This is a genomic window from Eggerthella lenta DSM 2243 (assembly GCF_000024265.1).
Lineage (GTDB): Bacteria > Actinomycetota > Coriobacteriia > Coriobacteriales > Eggerthellaceae > Eggerthella > Eggerthella lenta.
In genome coordinates this window covers 3,450,561-3,468,456 of sequence record NC_013204.1, presented here as the reverse complement: position 1 = coordinate 3,468,456, position 17,896 = coordinate 3,450,561, and the positions used below count along the sequence as shown (strand labels likewise).

13 protein-coding genes are annotated in these 17,896 nt (G+C 65.2%); 12 read left to right on the top strand and 1 reads right to left on the bottom strand.

From position 1 onward, the window contains the following. Positions 1-132 precede the first annotated feature (132 nt). From ELEN_RS14965 to nhaA, 8 genes are all read left to right on the top strand, one after another. On the top strand, positions 133-669 hold the full coding sequence (locus ELEN_RS14965; RefSeq protein WP_015761495.1) for a YtxH domain-containing protein: 537 nt from the start codon (positions 133-135) through the stop codon (positions 667-669). Between the two features lie 153 nt (positions 670-822). Then, positions 823-1,806, top strand: a complete 984-nt coding sequence (locus ELEN_RS14960) for a PRC-barrel domain-containing protein (RefSeq protein WP_009305341.1) — start codon at positions 823-825, stop codon at positions 1,804-1,806. Beyond that, positions 1,799-2,563: a TVP38/TMEM64 family protein gene (locus ELEN_RS14955; RefSeq protein WP_009608475.1), complete on the top strand. Its 765-nt coding sequence runs from the start codon at positions 1,799-1,801 to the stop codon at positions 2,561-2,563. Before ELEN_RS14960 ends, ELEN_RS14955 begins: the two co-directional genes overlap by 8 nt. 155 nt (positions 2,564-2,718) lie before the next feature. Continuing rightward, on the top strand, positions 2,719-3,636 hold the full coding sequence (locus ELEN_RS14950; protein ID WP_009608499.1) for a TM2 domain-containing protein: 918 nt from the start codon (positions 2,719-2,721) through the stop codon (positions 3,634-3,636). 481 nt (positions 3,637-4,117) lie between these two features. Further along, the gene (locus ELEN_RS14945) at positions 4,118-5,056 is read left to right on the top strand and encodes a beta/alpha barrel domain-containing protein (RefSeq protein ID WP_009305338.1); all 939 of its coding nucleotides are present in this window, start codon (positions 4,118-4,120) and stop codon (positions 5,054-5,056) included. Positions 5,057-5,936: 880 nt separating this feature from the next. Further along, positions 5,937-6,875: a helix-turn-helix transcriptional regulator gene (locus ELEN_RS14940; RefSeq protein ID WP_015761493.1), complete on the top strand. Its 939-nt coding sequence runs from the start codon at positions 5,937-5,939 to the stop codon at positions 6,873-6,875. A gap of 255 nt (positions 6,876-7,130) precedes the next feature. Next, positions 7,131-7,520 carry an anaerobic ribonucleoside-triphosphate reductase gene (gene nrdD / locus ELEN_RS14935; RefSeq protein WP_009305337.1) on the top strand — a complete coding sequence of 130 codons (390 nt, stop codon included), beginning with the start codon at positions 7,131-7,133 and terminating at the stop codon, positions 7,518-7,520. A gap of 75 nt (positions 7,521-7,595) precedes the next feature. Beyond that, on the top strand, positions 7,596-9,161 hold the full coding sequence (gene nhaA, locus ELEN_RS14930; RefSeq protein WP_035584609.1) for a Na+/H+ antiporter NhaA: 1,566 nt from the start codon (positions 7,596-7,598) through the stop codon (positions 9,159-9,161). A 6-nt stretch (positions 9,162-9,167) separates the two neighbouring features. Here nhaA and mscL read toward each other — a convergent pair whose 3' ends face one another. Beyond that, positions 9,168-9,629, bottom strand: coding sequence for a large conductance mechanosensitive channel protein MscL (gene mscL / locus ELEN_RS14925; RefSeq protein ID WP_015761491.1), 462 nt, complete (start codon positions 9,627-9,629; stop codon positions 9,168-9,170). A gap of 157 nt (positions 9,630-9,786) precedes the next feature. Between mscL and ELEN_RS14920 the strand changes: the two genes are divergently transcribed. The 4 genes from ELEN_RS14920 to ELEN_RS14905 all read left to right on the top strand — a co-directional run bounded on the left by ELEN_RS14920 (position 9,787) and on the right by ELEN_RS14905 (position 17,844). Next, positions 9,787-11,259 carry an isochorismate synthase gene (locus ELEN_RS14920; RefSeq protein ID WP_015761490.1) on the top strand — a complete coding sequence of 491 codons (1,473 nt, stop codon included), beginning with the start codon at positions 9,787-9,789 and terminating at the stop codon, positions 11,257-11,259. Beyond that, positions 11,256-13,082 (top strand): 2-succinyl-5-enolpyruvyl-6-hydroxy-3-cyclohexene-1-carboxylic-acid synthase, encoded by a 1,827-nt coding sequence (gene menD / locus ELEN_RS14915; protein ID WP_009608428.1) that lies wholly within the window; start codon positions 11,256-11,258, stop codon positions 13,080-13,082. Before ELEN_RS14920 ends, menD begins: the two co-directional genes overlap by 4 nt. A gap of 343 nt (positions 13,083-13,425) precedes the next feature. Then, positions 13,426-14,349, top strand: a complete 924-nt coding sequence (locus ELEN_RS14910; RefSeq protein ID WP_015761489.1) for an alpha/beta fold hydrolase — start codon at positions 13,426-13,428, stop codon at positions 14,347-14,349. 711 nt (positions 14,350-15,060) lie between these two features. Further along, complete coding sequence (locus ELEN_RS14905; RefSeq protein WP_009608513.1) at positions 15,061-17,844, top strand: phosphoenolpyruvate carboxylase; 2,784 nt, start codon at positions 15,061-15,063, stop codon at positions 17,842-17,844. The last annotated feature ends 52 nt before the right edge of the window (positions 17,845-17,896 follow it).

Sequence of the window (17,896 nt, the reverse complement as noted above, 5' to 3'; positions counted from 1 at the left end):
GGCCCGTCTTCGCGTCTGTTCGGTCGGCAACGAAACAGCAACTGAATCATAGAGCGCTCATGTTTTCGCGCATGGGGCTGCGCGGATGCCCCTATAATGAACGAACAGGCAAACATCCCGAAGGAGGCCGTCATGGGCAACAAATTTGGAGCTTTTTTGGCTGGTGGGTTGGCCGGTGCGGTTGTCGCGCTGCTGTACGCCCCCCGGTCTGGTCAGGAAACGCGCGCTATGGTCACCGATAAGATGAGCGCGGCATGGGGCGAGGCGCAGGAGCTGGGCTCTCAGGCCGGCGCCAACATGCAGCACGCGTATCAGGATGCCGCGTCCAAGGGTCAGGAAGTCGTGCAGGACGTGGCCGCCAAGGGTCAAGAGCTGTACGGCCAGGCCACGCAGCGCGTGCAGGAAGCCGCCGACAACATCAAGCCGGCGTTCTCGCAGAAGAACGACGAGCTTCGCGACAAGATCGAAGCGGCGCGCCAGCGCATCGCCTCGCAGGTGGCCAAGAACGCCGAGCAGGCGCACGACGCGGTGAGCGACACCATTCCTGTCGCGGCCGACACGGCGCACGAGGCCGTCGACAAGGCCGAGGACAAGGCGCAGAGCGCGGCCGATGCCGTGAAGGACAAGGCCGAGGACGCTGCCGACAAGATCTCCGGCGACGACAAGTAGCATACGCATCTATCATGAAGCGGCGAGTTGGTCGACGTGGGCGCAAGCCCCGCCCCTCTCGCCGCTTCCTGACTGTCCGACAGGGCAACGGCGCTGGGGGGTTGCGGTTCCATCCGCGGCAAATGCGCAGGTTGTCGAGTGGAGAAGAAGGCCATGGCAAGCAAACTCATCACTACGCATGAGCTCACGGGCGTCCGCGTCGTGGGCGGCAAGAACGGTACGAAGCGCATCGGCAAGGTGCGCCGTTTCGTGTTCCACCCGAAAGAGAAGCGCTGCGTCGGCTTCATCGTGAAGCGCCCCGATCTGCTGTGGATGTTCCGCCGCAAGGACAAGTTCGTATCCATCGAGGGTTACGACATCGTGGACGGCCGCATCGCCATCCGCAACGTGCCCGAGGCCACGGACCGCGCCGCATGCAAGGCGCTGGGCGTCAACTGGGACGATTGCGTGCTGTGGGTGGGGCTGCCGGTCATGACCGAAGACGGTACTTCGCTGGGCATGGTGGGCAACGTCACCTTCAACCGCATCACCGGTATGGTGGACACGTTCGACACCGATTCGGGCGCCACCGCCAACGCACTGTTGGGCAAGCGCACTATTCCGGCCGACCTCGTCAAGGGGTTCCGCCGCGGAATGGGTGCCGCGCTGGCGCAGGTGGGCTCCGAGGGGCGCGAAACCGACGAAGTGGTGCTGGGTGCGATGCTGGTTGACGACGCCGCGAAGGACCTGGTTGCCGAGGGCGGCGTGGCCGAGAAGGCCGGCGCGGTCACGGCCGTCGCCGTCGACAAGGTGCACACCACGGTGGACAGGGCGAAGCCGGTGGTCAGCGAGGCCGCCAAGAAAACCGGCGAAGTGGTGAACAAGGGCGCGTACGCCACGGGCAAGCAGATCGCCGCCACGAAGGGGATGTTCTCCGGGTTCAAGGAGGAGTACGACAAGGCGCGCGGTGTCAAGCCCGGTTCCGACGACCAGGCTCTGGCCGTGACGGACGAGGCGGAAGACGAGGGCGTTTCCGCGCCTGCGAAGCCCGCGTCGACCGCGCCCAAGAAGAAGACGACCGCCAAGAAGCCCGCGCCCAAGAAGAACATGTTCGCGGCCTTCAAAGAGGAGTACGACAAGGCTCGCCACGATGACTGACAAGCTGAAGGACAAGCTGCACGAAAAAGCCGAGCAAGAGGTAGAGGTGCGCGGCCATAAGATGGAGAAGGCCGACATTTTCAAGTTCGTCGGGCTCATCGCGTTCTTCGCCATCATGGTGCTGATCGTGGTGATGCTATGGCCGTACTTCCACGAGTTGTTCGAGCCGGGCGGCCTCGACCGCATCATCAACGACGTGCGCGGCGCGGGTCCCGTGGGGTTCCTCATACTGCTGGGACTTCAGTTTCTGCAGATCGTCGTGGCGTTCATTCCCGGCGAGGTGGTGCAGATCGCGGCGGGCCTGCTGTACGGCCCCTGGATCGGCGCGCTGGTCATTCTGGCAGGGTGCGTCATTTCCAGCGCGTTCATCTTCGCGCTGGTGCGCAAGCTGGGGGCGCCGTTCGTGCAGAGCATGGTGCCCGTGCAGTACCTCGAAAAGTTCCGCAAGTTCGAGAAAACCGGCAAGCTGAACATCATCGTGTTCATCCTGTTTTTGATCCCGGGTCTGCCGAAAGACGTGTTCACGTACCTCGTGCCGCTCACGGACATGCGAATGCGCACATTTTTGCTGCTCTCCAACGTGGGGCGCATTCCGGGCATCGTGGTGTCCACCTACGCCGCCGACGGGCTGGCTGACGGACGCCTTATGGAAAGCGCGATCATCTTCGCGGTGGCGGCCGTCATCGCCGTGTTGGGCATCGTTTTTCGCGAGCGCATCATGAAAATGCTCGAGAAGCATTCGCATAAAGACAGCTAACGCGATCAGGCTTTTCTTCGGCCCATGCGCAAATCTTAAGAAATACTGAACGTCGTTGACGGTATTGTGACGAAACCTCCTTGGATGCGACGGCGCGCACTACTATGGCGGTACAGGACATCGACGCAATTTGTAGAATGAGAGGTGGGTCCATCATGGCCACCAACGAACCTTTGAATAGCGCAGCGGACGAGGTTGCCGCTGCTGAAGCGGAGCTCAAAGCCGCTCAGGAGAAACTGGAAGCCGCGAAGGCGAAGCTTGCCGCGACGACGTCCGACGATGCATGCGACGTTGAAAAGGAGACGGTTGCAGCCGTGGTCGTCGACGAAGCGACGGGCGAAGTGGAAGCCGTCGTGGTCGAGGATGTGGCGGTCGTCTCGTGCGATGCCGGGTCCGAGGATAAGGAAGAGGCGCCGAGCGACGCATCGACGGATGCGTCGACGGAGGATGCTTCCGAGGCTTCTGCGGCGGCTCCTTCTGCGGCTCCTGCCGAGCCCGCCAAGGCTGCCGAACCCGAGCCCGAGTGGGTTCCGTACTCGACGGCTCAGGCGATTCCGCCTACGGCTGCACCGCAGGCTACCCCGGCTCAGCCCCAGCCCCAGGCTCCGGCTGCCGCCTCTGCTTCCACCGCTTCTTACACGCAGCCTGCGGGTGCGCCTCCTGCTCCCGGCCAGCCTGCGTCAGGCTATTACGCTCCTCCCGGATACGGCGCGCCGCAGACACCGCCGCATGCCGGCCCCGGAGCCGTGCCTCCGCAGCAGCCGTACTACGGCTATCAGCAACCGTACTACCAGCAGCCGTACAGCCAGCCTATGGTCACGACGAAGGATCACGTGGCCGCCGGTTTGCTGGCCATCTTCCTGGGCGCGTTCGGCATCCACAAGTTCTACCTGGGCTACAACACCGCCGGTTTCATCATGCTGGCTGTCACCATCATCGGCGGCGTGCTGACGTTCTCGCTGGCATCATGGGTGATCTGGGTCATCGCCATCATCGAGGGCATCCTGTACCTCACGAAGTCCCAGACTGAATTCGAGCAGATCTACGTGCTGAACAAGCGCGAGTGGTTCTAGTTTGGTTCCGGCGGCCTCCCGGCCGCCGGAACTTGCCGACGCTGTGTCGCGAAGCAAGTCCCCGTAGAGGGCGGCCGCCACGGCCGCCCTCGCTGGCTCACTGCGCCAACCTGCGAGCGCGTGCTCGCGCTCCGCGCGAGGCGCAGGTCGCTTCGCTCCTGCGCGGCCACCTGCGAGCTTCTTATGCGCCCTTCGGGCGCATGGGCGGGTCGCTTCGCTCCCGCCCTGTTCGCGCTTCGCGCGACCGGATGTTTCACGTGAAACATCCGGGTTCTCGCTTCGCGCACTGTCCGTCGGGTGCCGCTTGTTCGCCGTTGCGCCTCCTCCGCCTACCGCCTGCCCGCGCTTCGCGCGAATCGGTGGCTCGTTCGCGGGGTTTTTCGGTGAAACGGCGCGTCCCGCCTCGCTTTTTCGCTAGAATGACCGTATCGATAAGGCTCTGAGCCTCATCCGTTGAGTTGGATCCTATAAGGAGGAAACCATGCCCAAAATCACTCGTGACCAGGTGAGGGTGCCGGCCGACGTCATGCCGGAATCCCGTGACGAGTACATCGAGAACTTCATGAAGGCGACGCGCGGAACGGGCCGTCTCATGCTGTTCGCGTGCGATCAGAAGATCGAGCACCTCAACAAGGACTTCTACGGCGAGGGCATCGACATCGCCGATGCCGAGCCGCAGCACCTCTTCGAGATCGGGCGCCAGGGCGTGTGCGGCGTGTTGGCCGGCCAGCGCGGGCTCATCGCGCAATACGCCGCCGACTATCCCGAGATCAACTACCTCGTGAAGATGAACTCCAAGACCAACATCGTGGGCGGCAGCCAGGACGACCCCTATTCGCCGCAGCTCTACGATCTGGACGCCGTGCTGGCCATGCGCGAGGCGGGCGTGAACATCGTGGGCATCGGCTACACCATCTACCTGGGCAGCGAGTACGAGTCCACCATGATGGCCGAGGCCGGCGAGCTCATCGCCCAGGCCCACGCCAACGGCCTGCTGGTCGTGCTGTGGATCTACCCCCGCGGCAAGGCCGTCAAGGCCGAGAAGGATCCGGCGCTCATCGCGGGCGCGGCGGGCGTGGCCCTGTGCCTCGGCGCCGACTTCGTGAAGGTGAACCCGCCGAAGCCCGAGGACGGCTCTTCGCCGGCCGAGGCGCTCAAGGTCGCCACGATGGCGTCCGGCCGCACGGGCCTCGTGTGCGCCGGCGGCTCGACGGTGGACGCCGAGACGTTCCTCACGCAGCTGTACGACCAGATCCACACGGGCGGCGCCGTGGGCAACGCCACCGGCCGCAACATCCACCAGCGCTCGCTGGACGAGGCCGTCCGCCTGACGAAGGCCATCAGCGCCATCACGCTGGCCGACTACTCCGTGGAGGACGCCCTCGACGTCTTCAACGGCGACGAGGACTTCAAGCTGTAAGGTTGACGCGATCCGCGTAGCCGCGCAATCGCGCACCTCGGCGGGGCCGTCCGAAAGGGCGGCCCCGCTTTGCATGAAGGCGCCTTGCGCTCAACCAGCCACGTCGATCCTGCTTCGCACGAAGCCGCCTTGTGCGCAATCGGCAACGCCGCCCCGTGTGGCGTCCCGCGCCGGTTGCCCCGCGTCGCAACATCGCGCATCTGCTCGTCTTGCGGACGGAGGAGCACATTATCGGCCCAAAGGCACGGAATTCCCGCGAAAACCGTGTCTTTGGGCCGATAATGCACCCGCCGAAGCCGCAACGCCCCCCGCGTCCATCGCCTCACGACCAATTTCGCTCCGGCCCCCAGCCGAAATGTTTCACGTGAAACATTTGTACGGAACTCGTGTTTCCCTTTCTAGCATGCTCCTTGCATGCGATGTCCTCTCCAATGCACTAAAATCCGCGACGTGCGACGTTCGAAGGATCAAAAAGCGCTTTTCAGACCATGCTGTCGAAGAAGCTTCCCTCGTTCCTCCAAGCACTACAATCTCGATCAGGCGTTTTCCAAAACAAACGAAACCGTTCGAAAAGTCGTTTCCAGCAAGACGTCGCATACCGTGCCTTTTTGTGCGAAAGCGCCCAGTTTTCATGCGCCAACCCGGATCGGGTCCTTTCCATGTCGCAGAGTGCATTCGAGGGGCTTCCTGTGTTTCACGTGAAACATCCGTACGTTTTTGTCATCAGACGATCTGCTCTTCAGACGTTGACCTGCGGTGACAACCGCCGGTTGGCAGCGGATGCCGCGAAAAAGCATCCCGAGGTTGAGGTAACCGCCGTTTCGGTGCATGATGCAAGTCGAAGGAACAGCCGGACGCACCCTGCGAGAGGAGATCGACCATGAGCTTCAGGGACAATCTTCAGCACCTGCGCGACACGCGCAACATGACCCAGTCCGAGCTTGCGATGCTCGTCGGCGTCAGCCGGCAGTCGGTGGCGAAGTGGGAGGCCGAGAAAAGCTATCCCGAAATGGATAAGCTGCTCAAGCTGTGCGATCTGTTCGAATGCACGCTGGACGATCTGGTGCGGGGCGACCTAACCGGCCGCGCGCCCGACCCGACGCGATCGCTGCCCGAGGACGCGCCGCCCGTCGACGCCTGCGGCTACGACGAGCACATGCGCCGCCGAGCGTGGACGGTGCCGGCGGGCCTCGCGATGTTCGTCGCGGGATTCGGCGTGGCCATCGCCTTCTCGAACATGAACGGAGCCAATCCCGGCGCGCGCCCGTACATCGCGTACTTCGCGTGCGCCACGGTGGGCTTCGCCTTGCTGATCCGCGCGTTCGCCGTGCATGGGTCGTTCCGGCGGCGGCACCCGTACATCGAGGACTTCTACACGGACGACCAAAGGGTCGCCGCACGGAAGGAAGGGAAGCGCAGCGCCGTCGGCGGGCTCGTCCTGCTGTGCGCATCCCTCTTCTTCGCCAGTCCCGGAGCTATTGCTTTGGCCGATACCCTGAACCTATGGGGGCTGATGGCGAACGTCTGGAACGTCTACGGGACGCTCCCCCTCTTGCTTTTCGCATTACTCGCGGCGAGCGTCGCCCTGCTCGTGCATGCCGCCATGGTCGTCTGTCTCATTAACGTAGCTCGCTACAATCGCGACTCCGAGCGTAAGGCCGAAGCCGCATCCCACCTCGTCGCGGCGATGCAAGCCCGCTTGGCGCAGTCGGCGGGCGCGGCTGAAACCGGGGCAGGCGCGGACGCGGACACCCCGTCCGTTTCGCATTCCAACGAAACGCACGAGCGCAAGCCCTCGCAGTCCGACGGGGAAGCATAGAGCAGTCCAATCGCGCATCTGCCCATCTTGCGGACGGCGGAACGCATTATCGGCCCAAAGACACGGAATTCCCGCGAAAACCGTGTCTTTGGGCCGATAATGCACCCGCCGAAGCGAACGCCATGCGCAGCCGCTCCCCGACCGGCCGACCATGTTGCAAGATCGCTCCCTCCCTCCTCTGGCGCGCGCCTTCCATAAATGATACTATTGCAATAACATATAAGACCGAGCAACAAACGCGGTAAGGAGCGGGGCATGGAAGCGGTTATGGGCGTGGCGAACGCGATGGGCGACATGGTGGTCAACGAGCGGCTGACCGTCGACGGCGTGGACGTGCTGGTGGGCTATGCCAACGAAGGCGACCAGCACGTCACCGAAACGGAGATCCGCGCCTACCTCGAGCGCGGCGCGCTGAAGCATCCGAACAGCGCCGTTACCGGCCTCGCGCTGCTGGTGGACGGCGAGGACGTGGACATCCGCTACGAGCTGGCGCCGGTGCCGTTCGATCGCATCCGTCGCATCACGGGGTATCTCGTGGGAACGATGGATCGCTGGAACGATGCGAAAACCTCCGAGGAATCCGACCGCGTCAAGCACGGCGTTTGTCGTGACGACCGCGCATTCGCGTGCGCGAACGGCTGTTAACGCTGCATTGTAAAATCTTCCGCGCGTTACCGGGCTGTGACCGCGAGGCCGCAGCCCGTTTCGTATACTGTATTCATGCCATCTGAGAAAATCACATCCGAATCAGAAAGTCGCTCATCGCGTGAAGGACGCGAGGTTACCGAGGTTCGCGAACGCCGTCAAGCGCCTGCGCAGCTTGACCGGGCGTCGCAGCGTGAAGGCTGCCGGCTGCCTGCCCGCCCCGACCGTACCCCGCACGACGAGGCGCCACCCGCCTGTCTGAGCGGCGATCCCACCTGCGCGCCCACCGAGCGCATCCTCGAGCCGGAAGTGCGTCGCCATCATCGGCGCAAGCGCAAGCTGCTCGAATTCACCCACTCGTCCACGCGCGCGACCATGCTCATGCTGGCCGCGGCCGTGGCGGCGCTCGTCATCGAGAACACGCCGGTGCTGCCGTATTTCGCTGAGTTCTGGCACACGTTCGACATCGGCATCTCGCTGGGCGATTTTGCACCGCGCCTCTCGCTGGAGCACTTCATCAACGACTTCCTCATGGCTATCTTCTTCCTGCTGGTAGGCCTTGAGATCAAGTTCGAGATGACGGCGGGCGAGCTGAAGAACCCGCGCAAGGCGCTGCTGCCCATCTTGGGCGCGGCGGGCGGCGCCATCGTGCCTGCGCTCGTGTACACGGCGGTGAACGTCGGCAGCGGGTTCGAGCAGGGCTGGGGCGTTCCCATGGCGAACGATATCGCGTTCTGCCTGGGCATTCTCGCGCTGTTGGGAAGCCGCATCCCGGCGGGACTGCGCTCGTTCCTCTCGACGCTCACCATCGCCGACGACATCATCGCCATCATGGTGATCGCCGTATTCTACACCGCGAACCTCGACGTGACGTGGCTGGCCGGGGGCTTGGGCCTGTTCGCCGTGCTCATCGTGTTCAACCGGCTGCACATCTACGACCTGCTGCCGTACATCGTCGTGGGCCTGGGGATGTGGGTGTGCTTCCTCATGTCGGGCGTGCACGCCACCATCGCCGGCGTGCTGCTGGCGCTTGCCATCCCCGCGCGCTCGCAGGTGAAGCTCGATCGTGCTCCCGGCTGGTTTGCCGCCCGCGCGCGCCGCGCCGACGATCGCTACGACCCCGGCGAGCCCGACATCGTGCAGAAGGAGTACCTGTCCGAGGTGGCCGAGATCGGCCGCGTGTCGCGCCTGTCCATCCCGCCCATCACGCGCCTCGACCATCGCCTGCACATTCCCGTGTACTTCTTCATCCTGCCGCTGTTCGCATTCTCGAACGCCAGCGTGGTGCTGACGGGCATGGACCTGCTGTCCATCGTCACGAACCCGGTGACCATCGGCGTGTTCTGCGGCCTGCTGTTCGGCAAGCCGCTGGGCATCTTTTTAGCCACGTGGCTCACGGTGAAGCTGAAGCTGTCCGACCTGCCGCAGGGCGTGAACTGGGGCCATATCGGAGGCGTGTCGGTTCTGGGCGGCGTGGGCTTCACCATGGCCATCTTCGTGACGAACCTCGCGTTCGTCGACCCGAACATGATCGCCATGGCGAAAGCGGCTATCCTGGCGGCATCGCTGATCGCCGGTATCGCGGGATTCTTCATCCTGCGCGCCGTGACCGACGAGGAAGATGAGGAGCCTGTCCGTTGAGACGCCCTACGCTTTGCCTCCCGCTTTCGGGGTCGTCGTGGCGGGGGCGGGCAGCTCGGCGGTGCAGTGCGGGCAGCGGGTGGCGCCCTCGTTCACTTCCTCGAGGCAGAAGGGGCATTTCGGGGCATCCTGCTCTTCGATATGCTTGCCCCGGCGCGTCAGCATGCGCGCCCGGCTGAGGGCCTTCACGATGAGGAACACCACCAGCGCGATGATGAGGAACTGGATGACCGCGTTGATGAAATTGCCGTAGGTGAACGCGGCTGCATCGGGCCCCGTGCCCAGGGGTATCTTCATGTCCGAGAAATCGATACCGCCCGTGACCAGCGAGATCAACGGCATGATGAGGTCGCTCACCACCGAGTTCACGATGGCCGTGAATGCCGTGCCGATGACCACCGCTACGGCCAGGTCCATGACGTTGCCCTGATTGATGAACTCCTTGAACTCCTCGAAGAACTTTTTCATAGTGTGCCTTTCTTGCGTGCTTGCGGGCGAGGATGCGTGCGTCCGCCGTCGGACAGGAATAGTGTAGAAGACGTCGTGCTAGAATGCGATGCGGGCGCGGAAATCGTTGACGATTCGGCGCGCCGGGAGCAAGGCGACGAAGGCGGGAGAGGCCACGATGACGAGAATCTTTTCATACACGCAACCGATCGAGGCCGACATCGTCGATGCGTATTGCGCGCTGCAGAAGGGTTTCACCGACCAGTTCGTCTACTATCGCAAAGACCGCCCCGTCCGCTTCATGGGCATGGGGCGCTGCATTGCGCTGCCTGCGCTCGACGGCATCGAATGCGAGCTCGAAGGCCCCGTCGGCCAGCAGCCCGTCTTCTTCTCGTTCAACCGTTTCGACGCCGAGAACCCGTCGCCGACCGACGAGCTGTTCGAGGCATTTCCCCGCTTGAAGTTCATGCTGCCCGAAGTGATCCTCGTCGAGGACGATCGCGGCGCGTATTTGCAGGTGAACTCGTTGAGCCCGGTCTATCCTGGCCGCATCGCGCGGTTCGCCCGCCAAGCCGCCGCTGCGCCGCGCCGCAACCGCCGCACCATCCCGTTCAAGCTGGAGCCCGACTCGCGTGACGCGTGGCGCGCGAACGTGGAAGCGGCGCTCGACGCCATCGGGCGGGGGCGCATCAGCAAGGTGGTGCTGTCGCGCCGCCAGCGCCTCGAGGCGCTGGAGCCGTTCTCGTCGAAGGACCTGTTGGTGAACCTCATCGACGGCTCGGCGCGCGGCACCGTGCTGCTGTACCGCTACGCCGACGTGTTCTTCTGCGGCTGCACGCCCGAGCTGCTGGTACGCAAGCGCGGCAACGAGGTGGAGAGCATGTGCCTGGCAGGCACGTGTCCCGCCGGCGCCACCGAGGAAGAGCGCGCGCGGTTGGCCGACGAGCTGATGGCCGACGCGAAGAACCGCGCCGAGCACGACCACGTGGTGCGGTTCATTCGAGAGGTGTTCAACCGCACATGCTACGACGTCGACGTGCCCGCCCAGCCGGGCATCCTGCCGCTCACCCACGTACAGCACCTGTGCACGCCCGCCCGCGCGCGCATGCTGGAAGGCGTCGACCTGGGAACGATGAAGGACGATCTGCATCCCACGCCCGCCGTGGCGGGCACGCCGGTGGGCGAGGCGCAGATGCTGATCAGGAGCATCGAAGCGTACAACCGCGGGTTCTTCGCGGGCGCCTGCGGCTACGTGGACGGCGCGGGCAACGGCGAGTTTTCCGTGGCGCTGCGCACCGGCGTGTTCGACGGCGAGGTGGGCTGGGTGTACGCCGGCTGCGGCATCGTCGAGGGCAGCGTGGCCGACGACGAGTACGACGAAATCGGCATGAAGCTGAAGACGGTCCTGTCGGCGTTCGACGGCGGGGAGGTTCCGTCGGCTTGTCAGCCGACGGAACGAGTCGACGCTGCGGCTTCCCGCAGCACCCGATCTGTGGCCGCTGACGAAGACTCGCGTACCAAAGTATCCCCTGCGGGGACTTCCTGCGAGGCGCGCCACGCCCCCGCCATCGACCCCAGCTTGGGCACTGCGGAAACCCTCGCTGACGTTACGAACGACCGGCGACATACGAGTGATGGGGGTGCGCGATGAGGGCCGATCCTACAGCCAGCGCCCTGTTCCTGGGCGCGTTCTTCGACGAGCTGGAACGATGGGGCGTGCACGACGTGGTGGTCAGCCCCGGGTCGCGCTCGACGCCGCTGGCCATGACGGCCTACGAGCTGTCGCGCCGCTTCCCCGATCGTCTTCGGTTGTTCGTGGACGTGGACGAGCGCGGCGCCGCGTTCTTCGCATTGGGGCTGGCGAAGGCGAGTGGGCAACCGGCGGCCGTCATCTGCACATCCGGCACCGCGGTGGCGAACTACTACCCGGCCGTGTTGGAGGCCGAGTCGTCACGCGTGCCGCTCATCGTGCTGACGGGCGACCGTCCGGCGCGACTGCAAGGCTTGGGCGCGCCGCAAACGTGCGACCAGTTGAACGCGTACGGCTCGCACGTGCGCGCGTTCCGCAACATGCCCGAGCCCGCTGCCGATGCGGCCGCCATCGCGTTCGCGCGCCAAGCTGCGCGCGAGGCGCGCATCGCCGCAGGCGGGGAGGCGGCCGGGCGCGCGACGGACGGCGAGGGCGCGCCGCGCATCGCAGGCGCGTGCCTGGGCGGGCCCGTGCACTTCAACTTCCCGTTCGACGAACCGCTCAAGCCCGACCTGCGGGTCGAAGGGCTGTTCGAAACCGGCCGAAGCGCGTTGAATGCGCCGTCCGATCTGCGCCTCATCCATCCGTCGACTTACCTCGATCCGATGGATTCCGCTCGCGTGCTCGAACTGCTGCGCGGTCGTCGGGTGCTGGTGGCGGCGGGCGAGGGGTCGTGCGCGACGACGGACGAGATGGGTGCGCTGTTGGCCTGGGCCGAGTCGTTCGAGTACCCGCTGCTGGCCGATCCGCTTTCGGGCTTGCGCACCGCCGCCGACCCGCTGGTCATCGACCGGTACGACACCGTGCTAGGCGCTCCAGCCGATGCGCTGGTTCCCGAGGCGGTCATCCGCTTCGGCCGTTATCCGGTGTCGAAGCGCGCCACCGCGTTTTTGGCGAACGCGGGCGCGATCAACATCGTGGTGGATCCGCTCGAGACGCGCGATTTCAACTGCGCCACCGACGTGCACCTGCGCTGTACGCCGCTCGATTTCTCGCAAACGATGCTGGCGGCAAAGCAGAGCCTCGGCGGCGAAGATGCCGCTGACGACCGGCAGAGTGCTTTCGCGGCGGCGTGGTTGGAGGCGAACGCCGCAGCCGGCGCGCGCGTCGATGCGGTGGATGCGGTGGAAGCCGGGTTCGAAGGCGCGTTCGTGCGCCGCGTGGCCGAGCGCGCCCCGGAGGGGTCGTGCCTGTTCGCGGCGAACTCCATGAGCGTGCGCGCCCTCGACACGTTCTATGCGAAGGGCGGCAGGCGGCTGACGGTGCTGTGCAACCGCGGGCTGAACGGCATCGACGGAACCGTGTCCACGGCGCTGGGCGCCGCGCAGCATTTCGAGCAAACGACCCTGCTCACGGGCGACTTGACGCTGCTGCACGACCTGAACGCGCTGGCGTTGCAGCGCGAGCTGCGCGTGCAGCGCGCGTCGGGCGGCCTGGATCGCAGCATCGTCATCGTGCTGCTGAACAACAACGGCGGCGGCATCTTCGACATGCTGCCCCAACGCTCGGAAGACGCGTACTTCGAGCGGCTGTTCCTCACGCCCCAGGACGTGGAGTTCGGCGCCGCCGCCCAGGCGTTCGGCGTACCGCACCGCCTGGTGGAAACCGTGGCCGAGTTCGACGCGGCCTACGACGAAGCGCTTGGCGTGCCGGGCATCTCGCTCGTCGAGGTGCGCGTGCCCCTCGAAGGCCTCCCCGAACGCTACGCCCCGTACTGGTCGTAAGCCGCGAGCGGCGAAGTCGGGAGGTGAGGCGGATGGCGTGGACGTCTGGCGAATGCGGTAAGCGCCCGTTCGACGACGGTGGTTCGAGCGGGGGTTTCGCGGTTCGGTTCTCAAAATGTGGCACGAATGTACGGTTAGGGCAGAAGGTTTCGACCGAGAAAAACCGCGACCTGGGATTATGTCGAGACACATCGGCTCTTCAGGTGATTTCCGAGGCGAAAGCGTGCCCAATCCGTAGATCCGTGCCACATTTTGAGGTTCCGGCCGAATTCCGCGGCACGCGCTCGCCGTTTCTCGGTTGCGTGGAGCATGGCGCTGCGGCACGCGCTCTTGGGATCCGATGATGAGCGCCGTCGAGACGCGCCGCTTCTCGTGCGGTGGAGCATCCTTCTCGTTTCAGGTGTGGAAAGCGCCGGCGGCTGAGGCTTCTGCGGCCGACCTTGCGCCCGACGAGGGCTGCGCGATTGCTGCCGCGTGCCGCGAGTCCGCTGTGCCCCTTATCTTGCTGCACGGGTTCGCGCAGAGCTCGGCGTCATGGAACGCGACGGCGAGCGAGCTGGCCGCAACCGGCCGGCCGGTGTACGCCCTCGACCTGGTGGGACACGGTGGAAGCGAGCGCCCGGCCAATCCGCGCGCTTACGCGCTGGACGCGCAGGGCGAGGCGCTGCTGGCCTTCGCGCGCTTGATCGCCGATGTCGAGGGCGTCCGTCCCGCGGTTCTCGGCTACTCCATGGGCGGCCGCGTGACGCTTGCAGCGTTGCGTCGCGACCCGCGCGCGTTCTCCGCGGTCATCCTGGAAGCCGCCGGGTTCGGCCCCGCCACGCAGGCCGAGCGCGAAGCGGTCGCCAAGCGCGATGCCGCCTGCGCGACCCGTCTGCGCGCCGACGGCCTGGAAGCCTTCATGGATTTCTGGGAGCAGCTGCCCCTGTTCGCCAGCCAGCGCGACCTGCCGCCGGACGTGCGCGAGCGCCTGCGCGCGGGGCGCATGGCGAACGACGCCGAGGCTCTTGCGCGCACGTTCGAGCAAGCCGGCCAGCACGTCATGCCCTCGCGTGCGGAAACGCTCGAAACGCTCGCCGTCCTGCGCGCCGGCGGCACGCCGTTGCTCTACCTGGCGGGCGAGCGCGACGAGAAGTACCGCGCCCTCGCAGCTCAAGCTGCCGAAGCGGGTGCGACGGTCTGCATCATTCCCGGCGCGGGCCATAACGCCCACCTGGAAGCCCCCGCCACCTTTGCCAAGGAAGTAGCGTCGTTTCTGAGGAAATGACGCGAGGAGCCGGATGGACGGCGCGTTGGGCTGCCGCCGATGCAAGCCGGAGCGCCGAGCGCCCGCTTCCGATTCGCGTGAGAAACGATGGCAAAGCGCGCGGAATCCGTATTGGAAAAGGAGGCAAGAAACGTGGAATGCGCGCGGGAACGGCGTTGGAAACGCGCAAGATCGAGCAGACTTTCCATGGTGTTGCACGCCATGGAAACGTAGAACGGGCCCGCTATACTTGTAGGTACGGATTCGGTCCGGCGGCTTGGTGCCTCTCCCTCTCAATATTCTAGATGATTGGAGGTGATGACCATGACCGTTTTGGGGATTGCTTCGTTGGTGATTTTGCTCTTGGAGTTCGCTACCCGCGTCATCGAGCTGTTTCTGGTGATAAGGAGCGCGCTCCTAACCCGTAGGGGAAAGGAGCGCCACAAGTAAACCCAAACCGCCGAAGCGATCCGAGAGCCGTGGGGAGTACACGCTCCCTGCGGCTCGCCCTTATTATACAAAACGATCCACTATTCGCAAGAAGAGTTTCGGGCCGATTCGCGAGTTGCGCTGGCTGCGAAACGGTTTCGCTCCTCGCCTCTTGTCGAGGTTGCGTTACAGTCTGTCTCTGGTCGTTCCCGAACGAGTATAATGACGCGGCAAGAAACGAACGAGGCGAAATGAGACATTGACGCCGTCCCTTTGTCTCATTTTCCAGGAGCAGGAGGCATCATGGCCGATCTCGAAGGCGGAACAACCCTTTCCCTCGACCGTCATCTAGGCGCGTCGGACACCGCCGAGGCTATCAAGTCCTACACGGAGATCGAGATCCCCGAGAGCCTGCGCGACAACCTCGTGCTGTTCCTCCGCATGGAGCGAAAGGTGCTCAAGGAGTACGATCCGGCCGTCTGCGCTCTCTTCGACCGTCTGTTCAACAGCATGATCAGGGCGAACGAGGGCAACCCGGGCACCGTCGCCGCAGACGAGCCCACCGATGCCCAGGGCATCCCCACGGCCGACACCGAGGGCGCGCGGGCGTTCCGCGAGGCCGTCGAGCTCATCGACGCGTTGCCGGTCGACCAAGCGCAAGTGGTGGTGCGCGCGTTCACGTCGTTCTTCCATCTGGCGAACCTGTCCGAGGAGAACTACCGTGTGGAAACGCTGCGCGAGTTGGAGCGCAACGTGTCGATGGAGTCGGCCGTGGACACATCGAACGAGCTGGTGGTGGCGTACGGCCACCTGCTGGACGAGGTGGGCCCCGAACGCACGGCCGAGCTGCTGGGTCGCTTGGAATTCCACCCCGTGTTCACCGCGCACCCCACTGAGGCGCGCCGCAAAGCGGTAGAGGGCAAGATCCGCCGTATCGCCGCGTTGCTGGACGAGCATCCCTACCTGGGCGGATCGGCTCTCCTGGAGAACGAGCGCCACATGCTGCAGGAGATCGACGCGCTCGTGCGCACCTCGCCCACCGAGCTCAAGAAGCCCACGCCCCTGGAAGAGGCCGACACCGTCATCGACATCTTCGACAACACGCTGTTCGATACAGTGCCGCAGGTGTACCGGCGTTTCGACGACTGGGTGCTGGGCGAGGACGCCGGCAGCGTGCCGCCCGTGTGCCCGGCGTTCTTCCGTCCGGGCAGCTGGATCGGGTCGGACCGCGACGGGAACCCGAACGTCACAGCGAAGGTGTCGCGCCGCGTGGCGGCGAAGTACTTCGCGCATATGGTGGCCAAGCTGGCCCAAGAATGCCGCAACATCGGGCGCAACCTCACGCTGGAGTCGCGGTACACCGCGCCCTCGGAAGAGCTTATGAACCTGTGGAGCCATCTCGTGGAGATGAGTGAGACGCTGACGGGACGGGTGGCCGACGACCTGGGCTTCGAGCCGCACCGCGCCGTCATGCTGGTGATGGCCGCACGCCTCGAGGGCACCGTGGCGCGCAACGCCGACATCATGTACCTGTCGCCCGAAGAGCTGCTGGCCGACCTGCGCACGGTGCAGGACTCGCTCGCGCGCGCCGGTGCCGCACGCGCCGCGTACGGGCCCGTGCAAACGCTGATATGGCAGGTTGCGACGTTCGGGTTCCATATGGTGGAAATGGAGTTCCGCCAGCACTCGCTCGTGCACGAACGCGCGCTAGCCGATATCCGCTCCCATGGCGTGCTGGGCAAGCTCGACCCCATGACGCGCGAGGTGCTGGACACGTTCCGCGCCATCGGCGCCATCCAGAAGCGCTACGGGCAGAAGATGGCCCGACGCTACATCGTGTCGTTCACCAAGAGCGCTCGGCACATGGCCGACGTCTACGAGCTGGCAGAGCTCGCATTCTCGCACGCGCAGGACGTGCCCGAGCTGGACGTGATTCCCTTGTTCGAGCAGCTGGAGGACTTGGAGAACTGCGTCACCGTGCTGGACGGGATGCTGCAGCTGCCGGCCGTGCAGCGCCGCCTGGCGCAGACGGGTCGACGCATGGAGGTCATGCTGGGCTACTCGGACTCTTCGAAGGACGCCGGCCCCGTCACCGCCACGCTCGCCCTGCATTCCGCGCAGGAGCGCATCGCCCGCTGGGCCGAGGAGCGCGGCATCGACGTCGTGCTCATGCACGGTCGCGGCGGCGCGGTGGGCCGCGGGGGCGGGCCGGCGAACCGCGCGGTGCTCGCGCAGCCGAAGGGGTCGGTGAACTGCCGATTCAAGGTGACCGAGCAGGGCGAGGTCATCTTCGCACGTTACGGCAACCGCTCGCTTGCGCTGCGCCATATCGAAAGCGTCGCGGCGGCCACGCTCATGAACTCGGCGCCGTCGGTCGAGCGCGTCAACACCGAGGCATCCGTACGCTTCTCCGATGTGGCCGCGCGTTTGAACGAAGCCGCCTACGAGCGCTATCTGGATCTGCTGCATACCGACGGCTTCGCGCCGTGGTTCTCCACCGTCACGCCTTTGGCCGAAGTGGGCCTGCTGCCCATCGGCAGCCGTCCTGCCAAGCGCGGCTTGGGAGCCCAATCGCTTGACGACCTGCGCACCATCCCGTGGGTGTTCTCGTGGTCGCAGGCGCGCATCAACCTGGCTGCGTGGTACGGCCTGGGCGCGGCGTGCGAACGGGTGGGTGACCTGGAGCTTCTGCAGCGCGCGTATCGCGAATGGCCTCTGTTCGCCACGTTCGTCGACAACGTGGAGATGTCCATCGCCAAAACCGACGCGCGTATTGCGAAGATGTACTTGGCGCTGGGCGACCGCGACGACCTGGCTCAGGCGGTGTTCGACGAGATGCAGCTGACGCGTTCGTGGGCGCTGGCCATCGTGGGAGACGAGTGGCCGCTGCAGCACCGCCGCGTGCTTGGTTGCGCCATCCGCGTGCGCAACCCTTACGTGGACGCGCTCTCGCTTGCCCAAGTGCGCGCGTTGCGCGTGATCCGAAACCGACAGGAAGAGCTTTCGGACGAGGTCAAGACCGAGTATCTGGGGCTCATCCTGGCCACCGTGACCGGGGTTTCCGCCGGCCTGCAGAACACGGGGTAGCGCTCGCTTCAACCATTGGCGAAGTGTACCTGATCTTTCCGGAGAAATTTTG

Coding starts and splice junctions, on each gene's coding strand:
- ELEN_RS14965 (WP_015761495.1), top strand. CDS start 133: ATGGGCAACAAATTTGGAGCTTTTTTGGCTGGTGGGTTGGCCGGTGCG.
- ELEN_RS14960 (WP_009305341.1), top strand. CDS start 823: ATGGCAAGCAAACTCATCACTACGCATGAGCTCACGGGCGTCCGCGTC.
- ELEN_RS14955 (WP_009608475.1), top strand. CDS start 1,799: ATGACTGACAAGCTGAAGGACAAGCTGCACGAAAAAGCCGAGCAAGAG.
- ELEN_RS14950 (WP_009608499.1), top strand. CDS start 2,719: ATGGCCACCAACGAACCTTTGAATAGCGCAGCGGACGAGGTTGCCGCT.
- ELEN_RS14945 (WP_009305338.1), top strand. CDS start 4,118: ATGCCCAAAATCACTCGTGACCAGGTGAGGGTGCCGGCCGACGTCATG.
- ELEN_RS14940 (WP_015761493.1), top strand. CDS start 5,937: ATGAGCTTCAGGGACAATCTTCAGCACCTGCGCGACACGCGCAACATG.
- nrdD (WP_009305337.1), top strand. CDS start 7,131: ATGGAAGCGGTTATGGGCGTGGCGAACGCGATGGGCGACATGGTGGTC.
- nhaA (WP_035584609.1), top strand. CDS start 7,596: ATGCCATCTGAGAAAATCACATCCGAATCAGAAAGTCGCTCATCGCGT.
- mscL (WP_015761491.1), bottom strand. CDS start 9,629: ATGAAAAAGTTCTTCGAGGAGTTCAAGGAGTTCATCAATCAGGGCAAC.
- ELEN_RS14920 (WP_015761490.1), top strand. CDS start 9,787: ATGACGAGAATCTTTTCATACACGCAACCGATCGAGGCCGACATCGTC.
- menD (WP_009608428.1), top strand. CDS start 11,256: ATGAGGGCCGATCCTACAGCCAGCGCCCTGTTCCTGGGCGCGTTCTTC.
- ELEN_RS14910 (WP_015761489.1), top strand. CDS start 13,426: ATGAGCGCCGTCGAGACGCGCCGCTTCTCGTGCGGTGGAGCATCCTTC.
- ELEN_RS14905 (WP_009608513.1), top strand. CDS start 15,061: ATGGCCGATCTCGAAGGCGGAACAACCCTTTCCCTCGACCGTCATCTA.